13 protein-coding genes are annotated in these 20,604 nt (G+C 50.8%); 3 read left to right on the top strand and 10 right to left on the bottom strand.

The window, feature by feature from the left end; genetic code table 11:
- Positions 1-83: 83 nt before the first annotated feature.
- The 8 genes from ACN4EK_RS17470 to ACN4EK_RS17435 form a co-directional block, all read right to left on the bottom strand.
- Entirely contained in the window at positions 84-2,012 is a 1,929-nt protein-coding gene (locus tag ACN4EK_RS17470; protein ID WP_431659343.1) for an alpha-amylase family glycosyl hydrolase, read from the bottom strand.
- A gap of 162 nt (positions 2,013-2,174) precedes the next feature.
- Positions 2,175-5,393, bottom strand: a complete 3,219-nt coding sequence (locus ACN4EK_RS17465) for an efflux RND transporter permease subunit (protein WP_431659342.1) — start codon at positions 5,391-5,393, stop codon at positions 2,175-2,177.
- A gap of 6 nt (positions 5,394-5,399) precedes the next feature.
- Positions 5,400-6,980, bottom strand: a complete 1,581-nt coding sequence (locus ACN4EK_RS17460) for an efflux RND transporter periplasmic adaptor subunit (protein WP_431659340.1) — start codon at positions 6,978-6,980, stop codon at positions 5,400-5,402.
- Between the two features lie 96 nt (positions 6,981-7,076).
- Entirely contained in the window at positions 7,077-7,847 is a 771-nt protein-coding gene (locus tag ACN4EK_RS17455) for a DUF928 domain-containing protein (protein WP_431659339.1), read from the bottom strand.
- On the bottom strand, positions 7,840-10,197 hold the full coding sequence (locus tag ACN4EK_RS17450; protein ID WP_431659338.1) for a CHASE2 domain-containing protein: 2,358 nt from the start codon (positions 10,195-10,197) through the stop codon (positions 7,840-7,842). Before ACN4EK_RS17450 ends, ACN4EK_RS17455 begins: the two co-directional genes overlap by 8 nt.
- Positions 10,198-10,230: 33 nt before the next feature.
- Positions 10,231-11,406: a DUF1822 family protein gene (locus ACN4EK_RS17445; RefSeq protein ID WP_431659336.1), complete on the bottom strand. Its 1,176-nt coding sequence runs from the start codon at positions 11,404-11,406 to the stop codon at positions 10,231-10,233.
- Positions 11,403-12,710, bottom strand: coding sequence for a sigma-70 family RNA polymerase sigma factor (locus ACN4EK_RS17440; RefSeq protein ID WP_431659335.1), 1,308 nt, complete (start codon positions 12,708-12,710; stop codon positions 11,403-11,405). The genes ACN4EK_RS17445 and ACN4EK_RS17440 overlap by 4 nt, the downstream gene beginning before the upstream one ends.
- 58 nt (positions 12,711-12,768) lie before the next feature.
- On the bottom strand, positions 12,769-14,163 hold the full coding sequence (locus tag ACN4EK_RS17435; RefSeq protein WP_431659334.1) for a CHAT domain-containing protein: 1,395 nt from the start codon (positions 14,161-14,163) through the stop codon (positions 12,769-12,771).
- A gap of 256 nt (positions 14,164-14,419) precedes the next feature.
- On the opposite strand from ACN4EK_RS17435, the gene ACN4EK_RS17430 reads away from it, so the two are divergent.
- Positions 14,420-15,199, top strand: coding sequence for an SAM-dependent methyltransferase (locus ACN4EK_RS17430; RefSeq protein WP_431659333.1), 780 nt, complete (start codon positions 14,420-14,422; stop codon positions 15,197-15,199).
- Positions 15,200-15,275: 76 nt separating this feature from the next.
- Entirely contained in the window at positions 15,276-15,611 is a 336-nt protein-coding gene (locus ACN4EK_RS17425; protein ID WP_431659332.1) for a cupin domain-containing protein, read from the top strand.
- Between the two features lie 106 nt (positions 15,612-15,717).
- Here the strand turns inward: ACN4EK_RS17425 and ACN4EK_RS17420 are convergent, their stop codons facing one another.
- Both ACN4EK_RS17420 and ACN4EK_RS17415 read right to left on the bottom strand, forming a co-directional pair.
- Positions 15,718-16,989: a glycosyltransferase family 4 protein gene (locus tag ACN4EK_RS17420; RefSeq protein ID WP_431659331.1), complete on the bottom strand. Its 1,272-nt coding sequence runs from the start codon at positions 16,987-16,989 to the stop codon at positions 15,718-15,720.
- A 1,092-nt stretch (positions 16,990-18,081) separates the two neighbouring features.
- Entirely contained in the window at positions 18,082-19,566 is a 1,485-nt protein-coding gene (locus ACN4EK_RS17415; protein WP_431659330.1) for an energy transducer TonB family protein, read from the bottom strand.
- Between the two features lie 316 nt (positions 19,567-19,882).
- Between ACN4EK_RS17415 and ACN4EK_RS17410 the strand changes: the two genes are divergently transcribed.
- Positions 19,883-20,587: a MotA/TolQ/ExbB proton channel family protein gene (locus ACN4EK_RS17410; RefSeq protein ID WP_431659328.1), complete on the top strand. Its 705-nt coding sequence runs from the start codon at positions 19,883-19,885 to the stop codon at positions 20,585-20,587.
- Positions 20,588-20,604: the final 17 nt, after the last annotated feature.

The following is a 20,604-nucleotide window of genomic DNA, read 5'->3' as shown; positions in this document are numbered from 1 at the left end:
CTCATGAATCATTATTGTGGGATGGGCATCCTACCATGCTCTAGAAAGTGGCGCACCATCCCACAGATAGTTTCTTTTTGTGCCTACGATTCCCGTCCACTTGCCCACATATCCCGCCATTTGACGGTGCCTTCACTGGCAACAAACCAACGACGGGGCACTAGATTTTCCCGTAAGGGGGATGTACCTTCCCGTAACAAGGCATAGCGGTAAGTAATCAATGTTCCTGCACTCTCATTGAAGGGAATTTCACCAAACCAGGTACTACTGTTGATGTACTCCAGTGGAAACGCTTTCGCAATATCCCAATTACCTAATTCTGGACAATCGCCGATCACGACAATCCGCTCTCCTGGTTGGGTATGCACCCCATTTAACTGCGCCCGAATAATGGTTTGACCTTTGACACGTTCCCCCACATGACTAAGGACGATCGCATCCCGTTCAGCTAAATGTAAATCGTGAATTTTGCCATTCACCACGGTAAATTTCTGATGGGTCAGGACACACTTATGTTCACCATCGGGTAAACAAGTGACCACTTCAGGAATCGTTGTATCACCACCCCGATTAAGCGCCACAAAACAGACGGAATCGCGATATTTACGCGCATAACAATAGACATCCGGTGTGATGTATTGTTGCCAGTGCCCTCCCATTGCCACGGCAGGATTCAGTCGTCGTAAACCAGATAATAAGCGAATGGTGCGATAGATTTCGGTATCAGTGTCCCAATTCGTCATCATCGGACGGTTGTAGGGATCATCACCACCATTGGTATCATCATGCAGGTATTGTTCGGTGCCATAGTAAATGCAGGGAATACCCCGACAGGTCATGATTAAAGCGATCGCCACTTTTAACATGGCTGGATCAGGATTAAAGCTCTGGAAGCGCGGCATGTCATGATTATCAATGAAGGTAATCAGTTCATTCGCACTTTTATAGCGGTGATCTAAATCCAATACATTTTGAATATCGTGGAAGCCACCTGCCGATCCTTGAGCTAACGCCGATCGCATCGCTACACACAAACCAAAATCCAGTAGTGACATCCCCGACTCATTGGCAAACTCTACCGAGCGATCGTCAAACGGACTGCTGTAGATCCATTCACCAAAGATAAAGACATCCGGGCGATGTTTATACATATCTCCCGTGAACTCCTGCCAGAACCAGATTGGCATGTGTTTCACGGTATCCACGCGTAGGGCATCTACCCCACGATCGAGCCATTGTTTGATGGCAGATTTAATATATTCCCGATAGTCGTTATTGTTTTCGTTGAAAGTGGCTAAACCAGCTAATTCGCAGTTTTGGACTTGCCAATCATCTTCCCAATTTGTCACTTCGCCATAGTGGTGATACCATCCATTTTTATCGTCATTAAAGTCGGCAATCTTCACGCCGTCGTCGTACAATTCCCCTTTCTTACCACTGAAATCTGGATTACTGTGGTTACACACAATATCCAAAATCAGTTTCATGTTGCGTGCATGTAGTTCTTCAATCAGGCGATCGAAAACGGTATTGCGAGTCTCCTGGGTTTTATTTAATGAGGGTTCTTCATTCTCACCAATAAACCGGGGGTTAATCCGCTTAAAATCCTTTGTCCAATAGCCATGAATCGCCGCCTGTTCCACAAATAAGGCTTCTACCTGTTCAAACAGTGGGGTTAACCAAATTGCCGTTACCCCCATATTTTTTAAGTAATCGAGTTTGTCGATAATGCCTTGTAAATCACCGCCCCAATACTTGCCCCAATCCTGCCCTTCGGGATCATACAGATCCGGATTGGGGCCTTCACTATTACTGGGATCACCGTCATAAAAGCGATCGACGACAATAAAGTAAATCGTTTCCTGACGAAACTCGATGTCTCGGGTATAGAGGAAGTCCAGATCAATTTCCGTATCCTGTTTTGGCTCCGAAACGAGCGCTTCTAATTCTACTTGTGGGTCTGTAACCTGATATTGGGCAGCAGAAACTTGAGACGGAGGAGTAGTGACCATTGTTAGATGATTTCTGTAAGGTTAACTGTAAGCGATCGCTCGCTAACTAAATCATTCACTAAACAGAAATCTTACAGAGGGTAGCTGGCTCTCAGGCTCTAACCCAGGAGAGATTTTCTTTGGCTAAGGGTTTCCAGATCATTGCCCTGCTACTGTAGAAATTCATCCTACCTTCAGCTTCTCTCCTTCAGTTGAAATAGTAATTGCTTCTGTAGGTTGTGTTGTTTTGGGAGTCAGCAGCAGGTAAACCGCCGGTACAATCAGTAAGGCTCCCAGACTGCCTGTAATTAATCCAAAAATAATCGCGCTACACAGGGGCAACCAGGTGGGATCGCTGAGGGCAAGGGGGATCAGCCCAATAATAGTGGTAACGGTGGTGGTGATAATGGGACGCAGGCGATCGCTGACTCCATTGGCGGCGGCCTGACGTACCTTTCTGCCTTCCTTCTGATAACTATTCATGGTATCGACCATGACGATCGCATCATTCACTACGATACCCACCAGAGCAATGATGCCGATGAAGGCTGTGAAGGAAAAGCGCAGCCCCACCAGGAAGAAGCCCCCTAACGTACCAATCAACCCCAGGGGAATCGCCAGCAGCACAATCAGGGGTTGGCGGAAGGAACCCAGTTGCAACACCAGCACCGCAAACACCAGGAAAACGGCCAGTCCCAATGCCTGCCCCGCCGAACCAAAGGTTTCTGCCTGATCTTCCGTTTCCCCGCCGAAGCTGTAGGAGTATCCCGGTTCCCAGGACTGTTGCAGTTGATTCAGCGACGGTTCTAAGGCACTTAAAATTTGCCCCACGGTGCGCCCTTCATTCTTGGCAAGCACCGTCACTGTCCGCTGTCCGTTCCGCCGGGTAATAGAGAGGGGAGCTTCGCTCTGTACGGCATCAATCACCGCACTGGCGGCTACCACAGGCTGATCAGCATTGTCTGTGAAGAATCGGACTGCCAGCAGTTCATCCCGGCGGGTCGGGCCTCCCACGGCTCCATCGCGAGATGACCAGGCAGTGCTGAGACGAATTTCCAGGTCGTCCTCATTGCCTCCCAGGACAAAATTGCCCACGTCGATCGCCCGTGTGTAATACCCTGCCTGGGCTGCTAACTCATTCGCAGTCAATCCATAAAAACTCAGTTCCTCCCGTCTGGGGATGAGTTGTAAATCGGGCTGGAGGGCACCCAAATTGTCGCGCACGTCGATCGCACCGGGAACCTGGCGTAACTCTGCCTGCACCGCTTGGGAAATCTGGCGCAGACGGTTGATGTCACTGCCCTGGAGTTCCACTTGAATCGGATCGCCTGTGCTTGCCGCCTGCTGGGCATTCACCACCAACGTGGCACCGGGATACTGGTTCAACGCCGCTTCCAGTTGTGGTCGCAGTTGATCTAGGTATTGGATCGACGTTTGCTGCCGCTCCTCTTCTGGCTTAAACACCCCAGAAAAACCCACCAGATAGCTGCCTTCTGCGGGTTGCAGTTCCCCAGAAGCGACCAGGGCACTGCGTTGCCCGACATATTTGATCACGCTACTGAGGGTGGTTTGCTCCTGCAATAGTCTGCCCAGATTATCCGCCACGGTTTGGGAGGTCGCCAGGGTCGTTGTCGGGGGCAGTTCCACGTTAACGCTGAAGTTGCGCTGGTCGGATTCGGGGAAAAATTCTGTGGGAATCTGGGTAAAGCTCAAAACGGCGAAGATAAACAGGACTAACGTTCCCAGAGTCCAGGCGAGGGCTGTTTTTTTCGTTTTCACCGTATGGTTCAGGCTCCAGGTGGCAAACCGCCGAGAAACCTGCTCACTGAAGCGATCGACCCGCGACTTCTGCTCCGTTCCCCGCACTCCCTGCAACAGATAGCGGGAGAGGGGAATGTCGATCAGAATAGCGATCGCGAAGCTAAGCAGCAGACAGGTAATGGCAGTAAACGGCAGCAGTCGAATAAATCGACCCAACGTTCCCGTAATCGCCAGCAGGGGAGCGAGGGCGAGAATGGTGGTCAACTGTCCAGCAAAGGCAGGCGGGGCATAGGTTTTGACCGTACTGAGAGCTGCCTGATTGAAGGGTAAGCCTTTGACAAAAATGGCATCGTGCATTCCTTCCATCATCAGGATGAACACATCCACCAGAATCCCCAGCGCCAGCACCATGCCAATCAGCACCATGATATTGAGGGTCTGTCCGGTCAGCCACAACACCGCCAGCGTGCCGAGAAAGGTGAGGGGAATGGACAATCCGGCAATCAGTGCCTCCCGCCAGGAGAGGGCAACAAACAGCACCGCAAACACCGCTGCCATTGCCTGTAACCCGTTGACGAACAAATTGCCTAACTCTCCCCAAATAATGTCCGCCTCATTGGCAATCACCCGGTAATCCATGCCGTAGACCCAGAGATTGGGATCCTGTCTCAACTGTTCCATCGTGTTGAGGACGCGATCGATCACCGCGATCGAATCCTGTCCTGGCACTTTGGTCACACCGACGCTGACCACGGGTTCGTACTCGCTGCCATCGACACTAATAAAGGCGCGGGTTGCCTCCTGTTCCAGTTCTCGGCGCACCGTGGCAATTTCCTCCAGGCGTACCACGCGATTATTCAACCGGGCGATCGGGAGCTGGCGCAGGTCTTCCAGTCGTCGAAACCGCCCAAAAAAGCGGACCTGGGTGCCAATCACATCACTTTCAATTTCATTCAACGGCACATCCTGGTTGGCACTGCGGATCTGGTTGGCAACGGTGGTGGGAGAAATGCCCAGATTCGCCAACTGATACGGGTTCATCTGCACCTGCACCACTTCTTCCCTGGCTCCGCCCAGATTCACCTCACTCACCCCAGCTACCTGTTCCAGCCGATCCTCAATGCGATCGGCGGCACGACTGATGACGATCGGATCAATGTTACCGAATAATGCCAGAGTCAGAATCGGCGCATCATCCACGGAAACCTGCTGCACGATTGGCTGTTCCGCATCCTGCGGCAAATCCGCGATCGTTTGGGATACGGCATCTCGCAGGTCTTGAATCGAGCGATTCACATCAGCTTCCGAAGTGAACTCCACATTAATCACCGAAAATCCCGTGTAGGAAGCACTGCGGATTTGCCGCACATTTTCTACCGAACTGATTCCCGTCTCAATTTCATTCGTCACCTGCTGTTCAATCGTCTGGGGATCGGCTCCCGCCCAGGTGGTGGTAATGGTGGCAACAGCAATGTCAATATCAGGATTCGCCTGTTTCACCAGGGAAAAGTAGCCCAGAACACCGCCAACCACCAGCAGCAGACTCACCAGGATGGCAAACAGGGTGTTGAGGATAAAGAAGCGGGCGATCGCGGACGGGGGGCGATCTGGACGAGATTGCGGTGGCGGGGACTGACTCATTGCGCCCTACTCCACCACCTGAACCGGGACCCCATCCACCAATTGATTCTGCCCCTGGATCACAATCGCTTCCCCTGGATTCACGCCACGGGCGATCGCCTGCTGATCGATCCCCGTAATCCCCAATTCCACCGGGCGTTGCTCGACGGTTCCAGCTTGATTCACCACAAACACATAGGATTGTTGATTGCGTTGTACCACCGTGTTTAAGGGCACGACTACGGCATTGGGATCTGTTGCCGTGGCAATCCAGGTGGTGACCCGCTCCCCATGCTGTAACATCTGGGTAGTTTCGGGTTGCAGACGGACTCTAGCGGCGACCGCCCGACCCCCTGGACTAATTGCCGGATTCACCGAAAAAACCTCACCCCTTGCCCTGGCGTTAGCAAGCAAATTGTCACTCGCTGAAGCTGAGGTCGAGATGGAACTGTTACGGGAGGCGGTTTCCGCTGCCACCACTGCCGTCTGTCCCGAACGCACCCGCTCTGCCCGTTCTCCCGGCAGATCCACAATTACTTCAAACTGGGCAGGATCAATAATCACCATCGGAATCCGCTCCAGAATCCCCTGGTAATTGCCTGCCAGTTGGGAGGTGACAATCTGAGGCGAAAAATACTCCCCTTCCGTGATATTGAGATAGGCAATCACGCCATCAAACGGTGCATAAATGCTTGTACCTTCCAACGCCACCTGGGTCTGGGACAGTGCAGCCTGAGCCGTCGTGACCCGCGATGCCGCCGCAATCCGTTGTTCCTGGGCAGACTGTACCTGAGCCTGGGCTGTTCTCACCTGTGCCTGGGCCGCATTCACCTGCGCCTGCACAGCCTGTAAATTGGCTGCCGCATCCTGTACTGCATTGCGCCGTGTATCCAGGTCGCTGGCGGAGATGACTCCCTGTTCAAATAGCAATTGATAGCGCTGGAATTCTGTCTGTGCCAGAGTCAGGCTGGCCTGCGCCTGCCGTACCTGCGCCTGGGTCTGTTGCACCTGTGCCTGTGCCTGTGCCACCTGTTGTTGGGCGGCGGCAACTTCTGCTCCGGCGGCAGCCTGCTGTTGGCGTACTTCAGCGACATTAGCTTCTGCCTGCTGCACATCGGCTTGCAAGGTTCGTGCATCAATTCGTGCTAGCAGTTCGCCTGTCCTGACTCGATCGCCCGCCCGCAACCGTCGCCCATCCCGCTGTGCCAGATAGGTGACATCCCCAGCTTCTTCAAAGCTAAGATGTTGAAATTTGACCGCCTGCACCGTTCCTTCACTGGAAGTCCAGGCTTGAATGGGTTGGCGCTGGGCTATTGCCGTTTGCACCGAGAGTCGGGTAGGAGTAGCAATGGTGGTTTCTTCCCGGGCATTTTCCTGTAAGCGCACAGCCGTAATGCCACCGATCGTCAAAACGATCGCCGCGATCGGAATCACCCACCAGTATCGCTTCAGGGTTGTTTGTAATGGTTGGGCACCCCGCTCAACAATCTCTAGGTGAGTCTCTAATTCCCGCTCCTGGAGCAGGGTCGATGCCCGATCGGAAGGGCGCTCCTGTCTCGGGGACAGATCAAGGTTGGATTCATTTCTGGAGGAGTCTCGATCAGGCATGATGCAGAGCTGAATTTAGCGATCGGCCCCTGCATGGTAATGAACTGGTAAGGAATTTCCCTCTAACAAACGACAGAAAAGGTAAAGGCGGGGACTTTAGTTGTTATGCTTGAGCGATCGAATTGGTACCGCCGCAATCCCTTGTAACTTGATTTGTTTCAGCAGATCACTCCAGGCAGCCGCGATCGCGCTATCGTGCCGTCCGGCTAGCTGCTCATTGCCCACAATCGTCAAAGCATCGTACCAAATTCCATGTTGGGCATAGATCACCGCTTGTTCAAAGGGCGTTTTGGCTGTAGCCAGTTGTTGTCGCAATTGGGCTGAAGGTTGGCTGCGTTGAACTAAGCCGGTAATCATCCGTAGATCATCGACTTCCGGTAGCTCCATCGCTAACTGCCAACGGTACGATCGATGCACCGCTAATGGTGGAACTGTAGCAGGCAAAACGACTTTAAAAGTGACGGGTGCGGTGGCGGGAGTGGTAAATTTCGTTTGATACACCATTGCTCCAGTCCCATCCCGTAGGGTAAATGTTGCTTCCTGGTTCGCCAGTATTTGATCCGGTAAATGAAACCAGAATGTGGGACGATCGACGGTAGTCAAGCCCCAACGTTGATCAATTTGAGTACCAGCAGATTTTGCCAGGGGGACTAATGCCACGATCGGGTCGCGAGTCGAACCACCGCGATCGGCTCCTGTTGTGGGTTCTCCGGTATCGGGCGGCGTTGGACTGAGAAAGGGAATGGTATTGGCAGTAGGAGCATGGTGATCTGGTTGCATGCTTTGAGCCGCAATTGGTTGCGGTAAATAAACAGTACCAATCAGCATGAAGCCAAGGATGGTTGTCAGTAAGCTCGGTCTAGTCATCGATTTTTCTCCATCTGAGGGCATAGGCAACGGTACTACTCGTCGTTACCAGAGTCAGGGTAGATGGAACTAGGGGCACCCATCCCCCCCGGATCAATAGAAGTAAGCAGATTCCGCCCAGAACCGCGATCGTGATACTGACTGATAATCCTAACAAAGTTAAACGGCGGAAATACCAGCCTAAAATTCCTCCTGTAAACGACCAGCCCAAAATCCACAGGCTTTCGCCTAATTGTGACCATACCCAGAGCAGAGGACGCTGATCGAACACGGCACTTAAAATTTGACTGACCATTTGAGCTTGTAGCATGACTCCGGGAATTTGGGCGGATAATCCCCTGCCATAGGGCGTAGACCAGTAATCACCACTACCGGGAGCGGTGACACCAATTAGCACAACACGATTATTAATTGCACTGGGGTTAACCTGTCCGGTCAGCATTTCCTGTAACGTCACCTGACGAGCAATCTCTCGCGGCGAGGTATTAAATAATCCCTGACCGGTCTGGAGATTACGGTAATTCAACAGAAGTTGACTGCCCCCCGTATCAATGGCTTGATAGCCTCCCGTTCTACCAAGCAGCCGTTTCAATACCGTATTGCCAAACTGTAAATCTTTATCAGGCGTAAATTGGGCTGTGATCCCCTGTTGCTCTAAATAACGAGCCGCCAGTTGCACACTAAAAGCATAGGGGGTAGTACAGCGTGATGTGGTATTGGGCGAAAGGATCATCAGGTGTCGTCGCACCACTCCATCCTGATCAGCAACAAAGTTACTAAATCCTAGCTGGGCTGTAGGAACCTCCGGCGGTGGCAGGATATCGGTGGGATTGGCTGGGGATAAAGCCCGTTTACACACCGCAATCAGCCGATCGCTCTGTTGCATTTGTTGGGCTAACCCCGGTTCATTCGCCGGAAAGTCGCGGTAAATATCCAAGCCGATCGCCGCTGGTTGATGGCGTTCCAGCACCGATAACAGTTGCTTGAGGGTGCGATCGGATAGGGAACTGCGACGGGCATCGGTTCCCTGCGCCTGAATATCCTGCTCGGTGACTGTCACGACTAATAGGCGTTCATCCCGGCTCTCAAGGGGACGTAGTCGCATTAAGGTATCAAATGCCGCCAGTTCTAAGGATTGCCAGCCGCCAAGCCAGCGTACTCCCATGATCACACCCGCGATCGCCAGACTACTCACCCCCACGGTACGAAGCTCTTGACGACTGGGACGACGTAGCCAGACGCGACGTTTGCCACACCAATCTTCCCAGGTTGGCGGTACTTCTGCCGGATTTTGACAGATCACAGGCAACCAACTGGCACAGGGAAACTCTGGTTCTAAGGCTTGCAAACGTTCTCTGGCTTCCCGTACCGAGGGATACAGCGATCGTCCCCCCGCAAATGCTACCAGAAAATGTTTGAGAAATTCTTGGGCAACTCGATCGGGGACAGGTTCCCGCATCACAATCACTTGGGGAATTTGTAGGTCAGCTAGATCTTGCGCCAGTCCTAAGCCATCACAGGAATTGAAAATTGCTAACTTTAATCCTTGGGCGATCGCCGTTCGTAGAGCATACTTTAATTGATCGATCGTTAAACGTTCAGTTTGATTTAACTGAATCATGCCCTTACTAACACTGGAACTATGCCCAGCAAAAAACAATATATCCCAACCCGGTTGCCACAATTGTTGATTTAATTCCTGTGATGTTGGCTCCACTAAAAATTTCACTTCAGCCTGGGGCAATTGTTGGAGAACTTGTTGATCATGTGTGACTTGAATGCCTTCCGAGTTGCCTAAGATCGCCAGAATCTTGACTCGCCGTTTTGCTTGATTAGTCGCCAGTTTCAGCGATCGGGCATATTCCGGTAAACTCAATGCCACTTCTGCCTGAGGATAATCTTCTAAAAACTCCCATAAACTCCAGGGTAATTGCAGCAATCGGGCATCGTCCGCCACAATAATCAACCGAATGGTGTCACTGGGATTCAGGTGAGTACGCAGTTGTCGATCGATATTCTGAAAGGCGTGATCACTCAGCCAGGTATTGAGGCAAGAACGCAGTCGCTCACAGAGACGATCAAACTCCGCTTGCGAGATATGGGTAATATCCGTTTCGTCTACTTCAAAGCCGGGATGCCGCAATCCCTGTCGCCAACCCAAATTAGAGTAAAGTGCCGTATACATCGTTTGCCATTCTTGATACAGGCTGGCTAAGTCCGGCATCGGTGGCAAACTACCCGTAAATTGCATGGGACTCGGATGACGATCGTCCCAGAGTTGGGCGATCGTTTTAGGAAAGCCATGCAGCCAATCACCTTTGCCCAAATTTAGAATAATCAAATAGCTCATGGGGGCTTGCGCTCGTTTGTTTCGATCAATCTCCTAAGCGATAAACGGTTCTGTAAACACTTCATTTTCCCAGGTGATCTGAAGGGTAAATGGAGTGCCAGAGGGAATTCTGAACCGCTTCAGTTGAATCGCCTCATCCTGTTGTCGAGCCTGTACCGACTGAATCACCTCACCATCCGTCGCTAACAGATGCAAACTCAGACCCTCCGGTAAGGAGATTTGCCGATCGCGCGATCGTAATTGAGCCCGAATCCCCACCTGATCGTCATTGGGCATCGCTTCTACAGAGACTAATAGTAGCACTGCTTGAGTGGGCAATTGCAGCAGTTTTGCTCCCTTAATTGGCACATCGGTTAAGTCAGCCGTTTGCCGAAAACTATAGGCAAGATTAGCATCCTCTCCCAACAACGTTTCGAGTGCCTGCCAACCTGCCTCAAACTGATGCTGGAACCATTGTCCCAATTGGGTAATTGGATGAACGATCGTTGATTGACCCTGACGGTACTGATAGAGGCGTTGCCGCCAGCCATCATCCGTGATCAACGCTCCCCATAACTCAAACGGAATCTCTAATCGGGGTTGATCAAGCTCCAGATTTGCTAGTCGTTGCAATAGGTGATCCGCCTGTACTACTGGAACCGTGGGCAAAGGGGCGATCGCGGCTTGAGTGGGTTCATCCGCCGCCAGTTGCTGGACAACCCATAGGGCGCTAACATCTTGAATCACCTGCTGGGCATCTAAACCATAGGTGCGATCGCCAGGATCGTAAGTACCCATTGTTTTCAGCATTTCATGGGTGGTATATCCCCAAACCCGTAACCAACCGGCATCCGCATTCACCTGCACCGCCAGAAAATAATCCCCTGCCCAACCAGGGACATCCACCCATTCCTGCGGCACTCGCAATTCACTGGTATCTACACTTTTATCTGGAATTAGCACCAGACGTTTGCGATCGCAGGACAGCACTGTCCCATTCACCACATCCCAAACTGTGGGTAAGGTGCTGGCAGTCAGGGTCGTGGTTGCCGTTGGCACATATTCAGTTTGCAGCCAGGGCAAAAACACCGTGACACAGAGATGATTCAGAAAGGTCTGCCATTGTCCTCGCCCACTAGAGGCTAACTGACTCTGCTGCCAGGAGTCCTGCTCTACCGGGGTGGGAATGTCTAACATTAGCTGGGTGAGGGGTTCAAACATGAAGCTCATAGGGACTCCTCCAAGGAGCGATCGTTCGCCTGATAGTAAGCCTGCAACCATTCCTCCAGAAGGCTGCTGATGTACTTAATCACGGTTGAAAGAGAAATATTATGCATTCCCAGTGGCGGCTGCGATTGACTCCACCGGGTCAGTGCCATGAGTAGCGCTTCTCTGGCTTTAGCCAACTTCCGAGAGATCGTGTACTGCTGCACATTCAGATGCTGGGCAATTTGCTGTTGGGTTAACCCCTGTTGGTAATACAACTGCAATAACTCCTGCATAGCCGGATCGAGTTGTGTCAAGGCGGCTAACAAAATGGTTTGCATTTCTGCCTGCTGGTGATTCCGAGCCGCTAGTTCTTCTTGGGCAATTAACTCTGTGAGCAACGATTCCTGAGCGATATCCGGTAGATCGTCCTGTAACTCGCCAGAATCCTGCCCCACCTTTGGGGTGTTGAGTGACCCGATCGCCGGATATAAATAGACCCGAGCACGATTGGCACAGGTGATCAGCCATTGTTCTAACGTTTCAGGACTACATTCGGCTCCCGGAACGGTCAGTTGATGCCGTTGACGGTTATACAATTGCGCGATCGCACCCCAGGTGGCGCGATCGGGGGCAGCTAACTGCCGCAGTCCGGGTGATTTGCGGGGTAAATAGGTCGATTCAAAACAGGTCCATGCCAGGAGATATTGCTGAACTTGATTGGGAGCTAATCCGGCATGGTGTAGGGCTTCCGTTAACTTCTTGCGACTCAGCTTCAGCAACAACCCCCAATGGCTACACAAATTCACTTCCTGGCGTTGCCGCAAATGATCCCGCACAATATTGCCAAACGCCGACATTGCATAGGTCTTGAGACTGGCACTTTGCTTCGGATCGCAGGCATTAAGAATTCTCGGCATCTCCACGATCGCCACCTGGAAACAGTCCGATAGCTTATACTGCGAACTTTCCAGCCGTGGCATTGCCCTCTGCACACTCCAATAACAGGTTTCCTGTAAATACGCTGACAAATGTCCCAGGGCTAGAGAGAGGGCAGGTGAGGAGATGGGGAGATGGGGGGATGGCTTGGCGTGATTCCGCCATTGCTGGTGCCAATATAATGACCAAAAATTCTCTGCTGCCCTGGAACTGGTTCCCTCATCCCCCGGAGGTTCAACGATCCCAGGTTCCCCAACTAGAACGCCCTGCCGCACACAATTCTGCATACTCCGACGCAGTTTGGTATCCGTCGCCCAATGCTGCACAGAATCGGCTTCAAATTGCAGAAAAGTAGAAAAGATTTCAACCAGACTCTGACGTGGACGCATAAGCAATTAGCAATATTCAATTAACAATTATTGAGCATCTCCCCCATCTCCCCATCTCCTACCAGGGATTACCCACCAATGTAAACCCTGCCCAATAGTAAGGATGCGATAGATCAGTATTGCGTTGTCTGGCTAATGTTGATGCCAAGGGGGTGCCCCGAGTCTGCATAGCTGGATTGTTCGTCAGAGTCACCTGCTGGTTTAACATGGCAATCTGGGCTTGGCGGAGAGCCGCCGCTTTAATGGGAGCCGATCGCAACTGGCGATAAAATTCGCTCATCAAGACCAACGTACCGACATCACTGACTGCCCACAAACTGGCTAACGTCGCCTTGCTGCCAGACATGACGGCAGAACCCGCAAAGCCCAACTCCGCCTGGGGATCCAGAGCAGTTCGACAGGCACTTAACACCAGCAGTTGCACCTCCGGCACCCGTAATTCCAGGTCACGAAACTGATCCGGACTGACGCGGCTATTCCAGAACTGAATATAGGAATTTTGAATCGCACCCGGAGAAAATTCTGCATGGGTCGCTAGATGCACAATGCTAAATGCCTGAGCCTCCCGTTCTGCTTTGAGATTTTCTGGAGTGAAATCTTGATTCAGTAGTGCCTTGCCCTGCCAGAGTTGCTCGGTAATCGTTGCCAGTTCGATCGGGACAGCAGGAAGCGGCGGTAGGTGAGAAAACTCGGAAGCCCCCATTGCTAACACTTTCGCGTTCTGTAATTGGCTGGGGCGACTATCCAAGAGATTAAAGGCGGGGATAATTGCCAAATTATAGTGTTCAACCAAAAACTGTTTGCCATCATGCAGTGCCGCTAACGGCAGTCCCCGTAACCGTCCGCCTAAACAAAAAAGCAAGGTATCGATCCCCTGTGCCCGGAGTTCCGCCGCGATCGGGGCAATCATCCATTCATATAATTGCTGGGAGGGTTTTAAGTAGTTTTGGGCTGGGGAGTTCGGATCAACAATTCCTAAGCGGAACGATCGCGTGAGTTGTCCTAATGCCTCCCGATTCGCGGCTGTCACCCGTTGGTGAATGGGTCGAATTCCCGGAAACACCACCACTAATTCCAGATGATTGGGAGTAGGAATGGCATAGACTAAAGCCGTTTTCTGCCCCGTGACCCGATGCAACCGCTCTAAAGCTCGGCTCATATCCGCCACTTCCACCAATTGAGCGGTCAGTTTGCCCTGGTAATATTCCTCAAACTGGGTTTTCCAACCTAGTTCAACCTGTTGAATTGCCCCGACAATATTGTTTTGATCTAACGCTTGTTGGATCTGTTGCGGATTCAGCAGCAATGTAGACAGGGAAGGCGATGGGCTTGTAGGTGATTGCTTCGGAGCGCTAGCGATCGCTGGGGAAACCCCAAACCCACTGAACAGGAGTACGATCGCGAATGCCGATCCGCCTAGCCCTTGGAATAACTTGAACACAAGTGATGTCATTGCTGGAACTACTAAAGCAGGTTAATCCGTTGTCCTTAAATACAGAGGCGATCGCAGACAATCCGTACAGCCCAAGTAAACCACGATCGCTTTCATTTAACCTACAAAGAAACCCTAATATTTACCTCCCCCGACTGGTGCATAACTTGCCCGTTTTGCCCATGAAAACTTATGTCACTATGAGCTACCTCATGGAGAGTTGAGGCTAAGTTTGACAGAGTAGAAGGGTGCAACCATCGTTTCAGAGGTCGAAGCTATGACCGAGGCTACACTGAATTGGCAAACCGCAACTGGGCATCAAGTGCTCGCGGCGGCTGGGAAAAAATATCTGCGACCTGGGGGGCGATCGGCAACGGAACAATTGTTTGCCTGGGCAAACTTTCAACCGGGTGAAACGGTTTTAGAATTAGCTTCTAGCTTTGGTTATAGCGCGATCGCTCTGGCTCAACGGTATCAAGTTCGAGTGGTTGGGATCGAAAAAAATCCGGATAGTGTGGCGCGGGCCCGCGCTAATGTAGCCGCCGCCGGATTAACCGACCAAATTACTTTCCTTGAAGGGGATATCTTCCAGTTGGATCAATTATCCGAACAGTTTGACTACGTTCTGGCAGAAGCCATCCTCAGTATGCAATCTCCGGCGGGTAAAGCCAAGATTTTGGCAGGGGTGCGCGATCGCTTAAAACCGGGTGGCAAACTGTTATCCCATGAATTACTTGCCCAACAGCATGAAGCGGAAATTCATCGTGATCTAGCACAGATTATTCGGTCTAATACCACCCCGCTATCGGCACAGAACTGGATTGCCGCCATGACCACAGCAGGCTTATCAGTGCAACAACATCGCACAGGTGGTATGGCACTACTGAATCTGCGCTGCATGATCCATGATGAGGGCCTGTTTAGCACCTGCCGCATTTTGTGGAATGTCGCCACCCAGCGATCGATCCGGCAGCGCGTGTTGGCAATGCACCAGGTGTTTGAAAAATATCGGCATGATTTAGGCTACATCATTCTCTGTAGCCAACGGTCTGAATAGCGATCGGGAGCAGGGGATCGGGCTGTCTTCCCAAGCAACAGGTTCAATTTGATTTGATTGTCTAGCAGGAATAATTATGACCACTACATTGCTTTCTGACCAATCCTCAACGCTGCAATTGCAAACCCAAATTACCTATCCAGAAGCTGGAGTATTGAGCAAAATGCTACTGAAAGATCGCGTTTGCCAATACACGCTATTTTGTTTAGCCGCAGGCACAGAAATTTCTGAACACACTTCTACTCGGAATGCCACAGTCAATGTGATTGCAGGACAGGGAACACTGATTCTAGAAGGACAGGAAATCCGCTTAGAACCGGGAGTGTTTGTATTCATGCCAGCCAATGCTCCCCATGCGTTAAAGACAGAAGCCAATTTAGCGTTTCTGCTGACTCTGTCGGAAGCCGCCTGAATCCACTTAACAAAAATCAGGATGGATGAACAGGCTCATCTATCCTGATTCCTTGCAGAACGGGAATAGAGACGCATGGCAATGCCGATCGCAGTACAGCGATCAATTAAGCACCTAATGCAGTGAGTTCATCTTCCACTTGTTCAACGGCTAGTTGAGTATAGAGTTGGCTCAGTTGAGTGGCAACCCCATCCCAACTAAACACCGTTTCTACCCGCTTTCTCGCCGCTTTGCCTAATTGATGCCGCCATTCAGGATTCGCCAAAATCCGATCGATGGCTTGAGCAAATGCCACATCATCCTTGGGGGGAACAAGTAAGCCAGTCACCTCGGGGTCAACGGTAAACTGAAGCCCACCCACGTTACTACCGACAACGGGAGTACCGCACGCCATCGCCTCGATCGTCACCAGTCCGAATGGTTCGTAATGACTGGGAACCACAGAGACATCAGCCGCCGCATAGTAGGTAGGCAACTGCGATCGGCTTAATTGACCGGGGAAGTGGGTGATAGCCGTCAACCCTAATTCCGCCACAATTTCTTCAATTCGCTCTCGTTCGTAGCCATCACTTTGTCCTGGACGACTGCCACCGCCAATGATTAACCGGAGTTTCGTGGTTCCCCGTAAGGTCGATCGCCCGATCGCGCGAACCAGGGTTTCAATCCCCTTACGCGGATCAAACCGTCCGACATACAGCACTACTCTTTCGTCCTCAGCAATGCCGAGTTGTTGGCGGGCTTCCGCATAATTCACTGAGCCAAAATGAGTAATATCCGTACCACAAGGAATGATGTCAATCTTGCCCTGACTCGACATCAAGGTACGCATGTGGTCTTTTTCCTGTGGACTGGTAGCAACAATCCGTTCAGCCGTTTTTAAGCAGGTTTTTTCTACATCCAGACGGGTGCTGGCAATCAGTGGCATGGTGGGGATTGCTTGATACTTCACAATACCCAACGAGTGATAGGTATGCACCTGGGCGATCGATTGCACTTTTTTCAATTGCATTCCCACCCAGGAAGACAGCCAGTAATTGGTATGCACCACCGGGTAACGGATGCCAGACTGCCGTTGAAACTTCAGCCATGCCTGGACAAAGGCAGGCAAAAACTCGAACAATTCGTCCCGTGGCACAAACTTGTGTGGACCTGCCGTGAGTCGGATCGTGCGGCAGTAGGGATTATGCTGCACGATCGCAGCTTGCTCAGGCTCCGATCGGCGGGTAAACATATCGACCTGCCACCCCTGCCGGGATAGCGCTTCACCGACTTGCCGCACGTAGACGTTTTGCCCACCCGCTTCTTCTTTGCCAATCTCAGCCGCCGGATCACCATGCACCGAGATCAAAGCAATCGGTTTTCGATTGGAGAGAACCATAATGATATTCGCCTTCCTACTACTAAATTCGCGAAGAACAGCACACAGTGACTATGAAATTTAGCGATCGCTTGAGTGAATCCGATCTATTTCAAACTAGGGATTTGCCAGATGAAGATCATCCCTCAGGAGAAACAAATTTTGGGGTTTAGAGCGGATTACTACAAAAATTTAGGTTTTCCATACGTTATTTTCACCACCCGAATGCTAGGTTTACCACTTGCTTAGGCTTAACTTCTAGTCAGCAGTGCAGTGACGATCACCAGGAAACAAACTTACAAGTCGTGGTTGCAAGGTTATGTCTTTTTGGAAATCAACCATCAGGATTTGAAAGAGGCTTGAATACTGAAAGCGCTTATTAGATAAGGCATCGAATAAACACGCAATCATTTCCATCAATCACAATCAACTAAACGACTCATTAGATAAACGATTCAAAGCAACCCATCCACCTAAAGAAGGTAGTTAAAAACAAAGATTGTAAAAAAGTGAATGAGTTGATTTTATTTTCTAAAGAAAATCCAGGGGAATTTGTAACTGAACTGTACCATAAGTTCCATTTTTGTGCATCTCAACGGAATAGGAGCTGATCCCAATCACAGCAGCAGAATTGAGGCAACCCAGATCCATTTTTAGCTCAGATCCTGAACATACCCTGACGGAGATCCAGGACTTCTAAAACACGGCTATAAGCTAATTTCAGAGATCAGAGCCGCTCTAAGCAAAAATTACTATGATGAAAATATAGTTATGGTCAGTAGCCGATTTAACACTAGATTTCTTTATAATTATATAAAATAATTTTATAGATAGATGGCTTTACTATAGAATTTACAAATTAGATTTGGTAAAGTTTAATGGTGTTTGTGGCAGGAATAATTTGTCAAAAATTTTTTGAACACGGATTCAACCTGATTTTTCCATAGTGAAGATCGCCCAATACTAGCTAGCTACTCTCACTGGGGAATAGTTTCCTGCCACCTACCGAATACGGTTGTACCCTTCGACTGACAACAATATTCTCAAATAGATGTGAACCACCTCCATGGATTGGCTCACACCCACAACAACTGATATATCGACGATCGCGGGCTATTGCCCTGGATCAACATCTGGAGGAGGCGCTTCGATCGGTTCCGGCGGTGGGGCTATTTCCACGGGGGGCGGGGCAGCCTCAAACGGTTCTGGGGGTGGTGCTGCTTCGATCGGCGGTGGAGCCTCTTCAATCGGTTCCGGTGGCGGTGCTGCTTCAACAGGCGGTGGAGCCTCTTCAATCGGTTCCGGTGGTGCTGTCTCTACAGGGGCAACTGGAGCCGTCTCGGCGGGTATAGGAGCAGACTCTGGCGTTGGGTTAACTGGTTGAGTGGGGGTAGCCGGAGTTTCAGCCCCTGCTGGAGGAGCATCCCCCGTGGATGTAATTGGTTGACGGTTGCGTTCTGCTTCCAGTTGTTGCCGTTCTGCTTCTCGTTGTTGCCGTTCTTGCTGTTCTTGGGAACGGCGTTCCTCATTTTGCCGTTGGAAATCTGAACCTCGCATTTCCGAGGTAACTCGCAGTCGTTGACCGGAATAACCACCATCCGTACTTTCATATTTCCGGCGAAGAACGGCCTCTGCGGCTTTGCGATCGACTTCTGGATCCCCACTCGATTGCCGTAGCCTGACATTGGTGACATTGCCATTCTGATCAATATCAAACGTGAAGCGGGCAGTTCCCTCTTTGCCGAGGTATTCATTCAAGTCACAGTTACTCTTACATCTTGGGGCGCGGCGACCGGGACTAGCCGCAGGTTCCCGTTGGGGTGGTCTGACGATCGCAACAGGTGGGGTCGCGCTTGGTGCAGGTTGAGTCGGACGTTGGGTGCCATCTTTGCCCTCTCCCGTTCCTCGTCCGGTTCCCGGCCCCTTGCCATCACCAACCCCCTGACCTGAACCGGAGCCAATCCCTGGTCCTTTACCCGTACCACTACCATCTCCCACCCCATTCCCTGTGCCAAAACTGGTCACGGCTGGTTTCTCTGCATTGGAGTTAGCGGCTGTTTCCGACGGATTACCGGGACTCGGAGATGCACTGGGAGACGGCGCAGGATTTGGTTCTGTAGAAGCGGCTGGAGATGCACTGGGAGTAGGCGACGCTTCTGGCGTTGGTGAGACTGAAGGGCTAGGAGTTGGCTCTGGTTCTGGTGATTCTGCAACTTCAGGTGATTCCACCACCTCAGGTTCTTCCACCACTGGTTCTGGTACAGGTGTTGCCACCGGGATCGGGGCTAATTCCTGAATCGTGGCAACTTCGACAGCATCTAGATCAACCGGATCGGGATTTGCGATCGCAATCTGTGTACTCCCACCGCCCCCACCACCGCCAACATCATCCACTGGCTCAGCTTCGAGTTGATCCGCCGCAATAAGTTCAATTTCGTCTACTTCTGCTACTTCTAGAGTGGGTTTCCCTAACCACGCTATACCGATCGCCGCCAACAGATGCAGCACGATCGCAACAGGAATGCTGAATGCCAAGAAGCGCTTCAGCAGCAATAATTCCTGATCTCGTTGGGCGATAGCGATCTTAGACAGGCTCATATAAAGATGAGAATACTTTGCATTTAACAGTCACATTATGTTGAGTTTGTGACCACTGTCAAGCCTAAAATTCTCAATTAGAAATTTGGTGAAAATCGCTTAGATTAGATCAGGATTATTATCTTTTAAAGAAAAGCTAAAACTTTTCTATTGCTATAAATTTTTATTTGAAAAGTAAAATTTTAGAAATCTCAAGCCTTTACTTGACTTAATTTCTCATTTAGCTCTACGCTCTTTGAAGGTAGTTTAAACCGCGTTCAATGACTGTAGCGGTCGCCTTATAGCAGATTCTCACTTATTGCTCTGGAGTGTGTGCATGAACAATGTTGTCTATCTATTCACTGCCGGGGGGGTGGTTATGGTTCCCCTGTTGGTGTTTTCGGTGCTAGCGATCGCGCTGATTGCTGAACGCATTCGGTTCTGGATCCGCATCATTCAACGGCACCAGGCAGTGGCAAAATCAGTCATGGCACTCTACCAAGAGCAACCGGATCTCGTGATGGATAAGCTAAATCGCAATCGTGATTTGCCCTTAGCGCGGATTTTCATGGCTCCTCTCTCTCTAGATCAGCCGACTCCAGAGGAATTTCGTTTGGCTTTAGAGAGTGAGCTTCAGGCAGAAATTCCCGTCCTGAAACGGTTTGGTAGCATTTTTGAACTGATTGTGGGTCTATCGCCCTTATTGGGACTGTTAGGGACGGTATTAGGGCTGATTACAGCCTTCGGTTCCCTCAATATTGGTGACATTGGCGGCACCCGGACAGCCGGAGTGTCTTCTGGGATCAGTGAAGCCCTGGTTTCGACTGCCGCAGGTTTGATTGTGGCAACCGTGGTGCTGATGTTTGCCAGTATTTTTCGGGCGTTATATCAGCGTCAGTTAGCGTTAATTCAGGAGTATGGTGGGCAATTAGAGTTGTTGTATCGCCACCAATACGATCGCGTCTATCAGGACAACTCTGTGATTCAACAGTTGTCAGCCGCGATTCAACAGTTAGCGTTAAGCAACAGTCGTTCTCACTAGGTCTAAATTAGCTAGCA

The sequence above is a fragment of the Pantanalinema rosaneae CENA516 genome, assembly GCF_050753385.1.
GTDB lineage: Bacteria > Cyanobacteriota > Cyanobacteriia > Leptolyngbyales > Leptolyngbyaceae > Pantanalinema > Pantanalinema rosaneae.
Note: the sequence above shows the minus strand (reverse complement) of the source record. Positions and strands in the feature narration are given on the sequence as shown.

What these genes read in the sequence shown, in the direction of transcription:
- ACN4EK_RS17440 (WP_431659335.1), bottom strand. Translation starts at nt 12,710, where the DNA reads ATGCGTCCACGTCAGAGTCTGGTTGAAATCTTTTCTACTTTTCTGCAA.
- ACN4EK_RS17465 (WP_431659342.1), bottom strand. Translation starts at nt 5,393, where the DNA reads ATGAGTCAGTCCCCGCCACCGCAATCTCGTCCAGATCGCCCCCCGTCC.
- ACN4EK_RS17425 (WP_431659332.1), top strand. Translation starts at nt 15,276, where the DNA reads ATGACCACTACATTGCTTTCTGACCAATCCTCAACGCTGCAATTGCAA.
- ACN4EK_RS17455 (WP_431659339.1), bottom strand. Translation starts at nt 7,847, where the DNA reads ATGACTAGACCGAGCTTACTGACAACCATCCTTGGCTTCATGCTGATT.
- ACN4EK_RS17410 (WP_431659328.1), top strand. Translation starts at nt 19,883, where the DNA reads ATGAACAATGTTGTCTATCTATTCACTGCCGGGGGGGTGGTTATGGTT.
- ACN4EK_RS17450 (WP_431659338.1), bottom strand. Translation starts at nt 10,197, where the DNA reads ATGAGCTATTTGATTATTCTAAATTTGGGCAAAGGTGATTGGCTGCAT.
- ACN4EK_RS17420 (WP_431659331.1), bottom strand. Translation starts at nt 16,989, where the DNA reads ATGGTTCTCTCCAATCGAAAACCGATTGCTTTGATCTCGGTGCATGGT.
- ACN4EK_RS17470 (WP_431659343.1), bottom strand. Translation starts at nt 2,012, where the DNA reads ATGGTCACTACTCCTCCGTCTCAAGTTTCTGCTGCCCAATATCAGGTT.
- ACN4EK_RS17415 (WP_431659330.1), bottom strand. Translation starts at nt 19,566, where the DNA reads ATGAGCCTGTCTAAGATCGCTATCGCCCAACGAGATCAGGAATTATTG.
- ACN4EK_RS17430 (WP_431659333.1), top strand. Translation starts at nt 14,420, where the DNA reads ATGACCGAGGCTACACTGAATTGGCAAACCGCAACTGGGCATCAAGTG.
- ACN4EK_RS17460 (WP_431659340.1), bottom strand. Translation starts at nt 6,980, where the DNA reads ATGCCTGATCGAGACTCCTCCAGAAATGAATCCAACCTTGATCTGTCC.
- ACN4EK_RS17435 (WP_431659334.1), bottom strand. Translation starts at nt 14,163, where the DNA reads ATGACATCACTTGTGTTCAAGTTATTCCAAGGGCTAGGCGGATCGGCA.
- ACN4EK_RS17445 (WP_431659336.1), bottom strand. Translation starts at nt 11,406, where the DNA reads ATGAGCTTCATGTTTGAACCCCTCACCCAGCTAATGTTAGACATTCCC.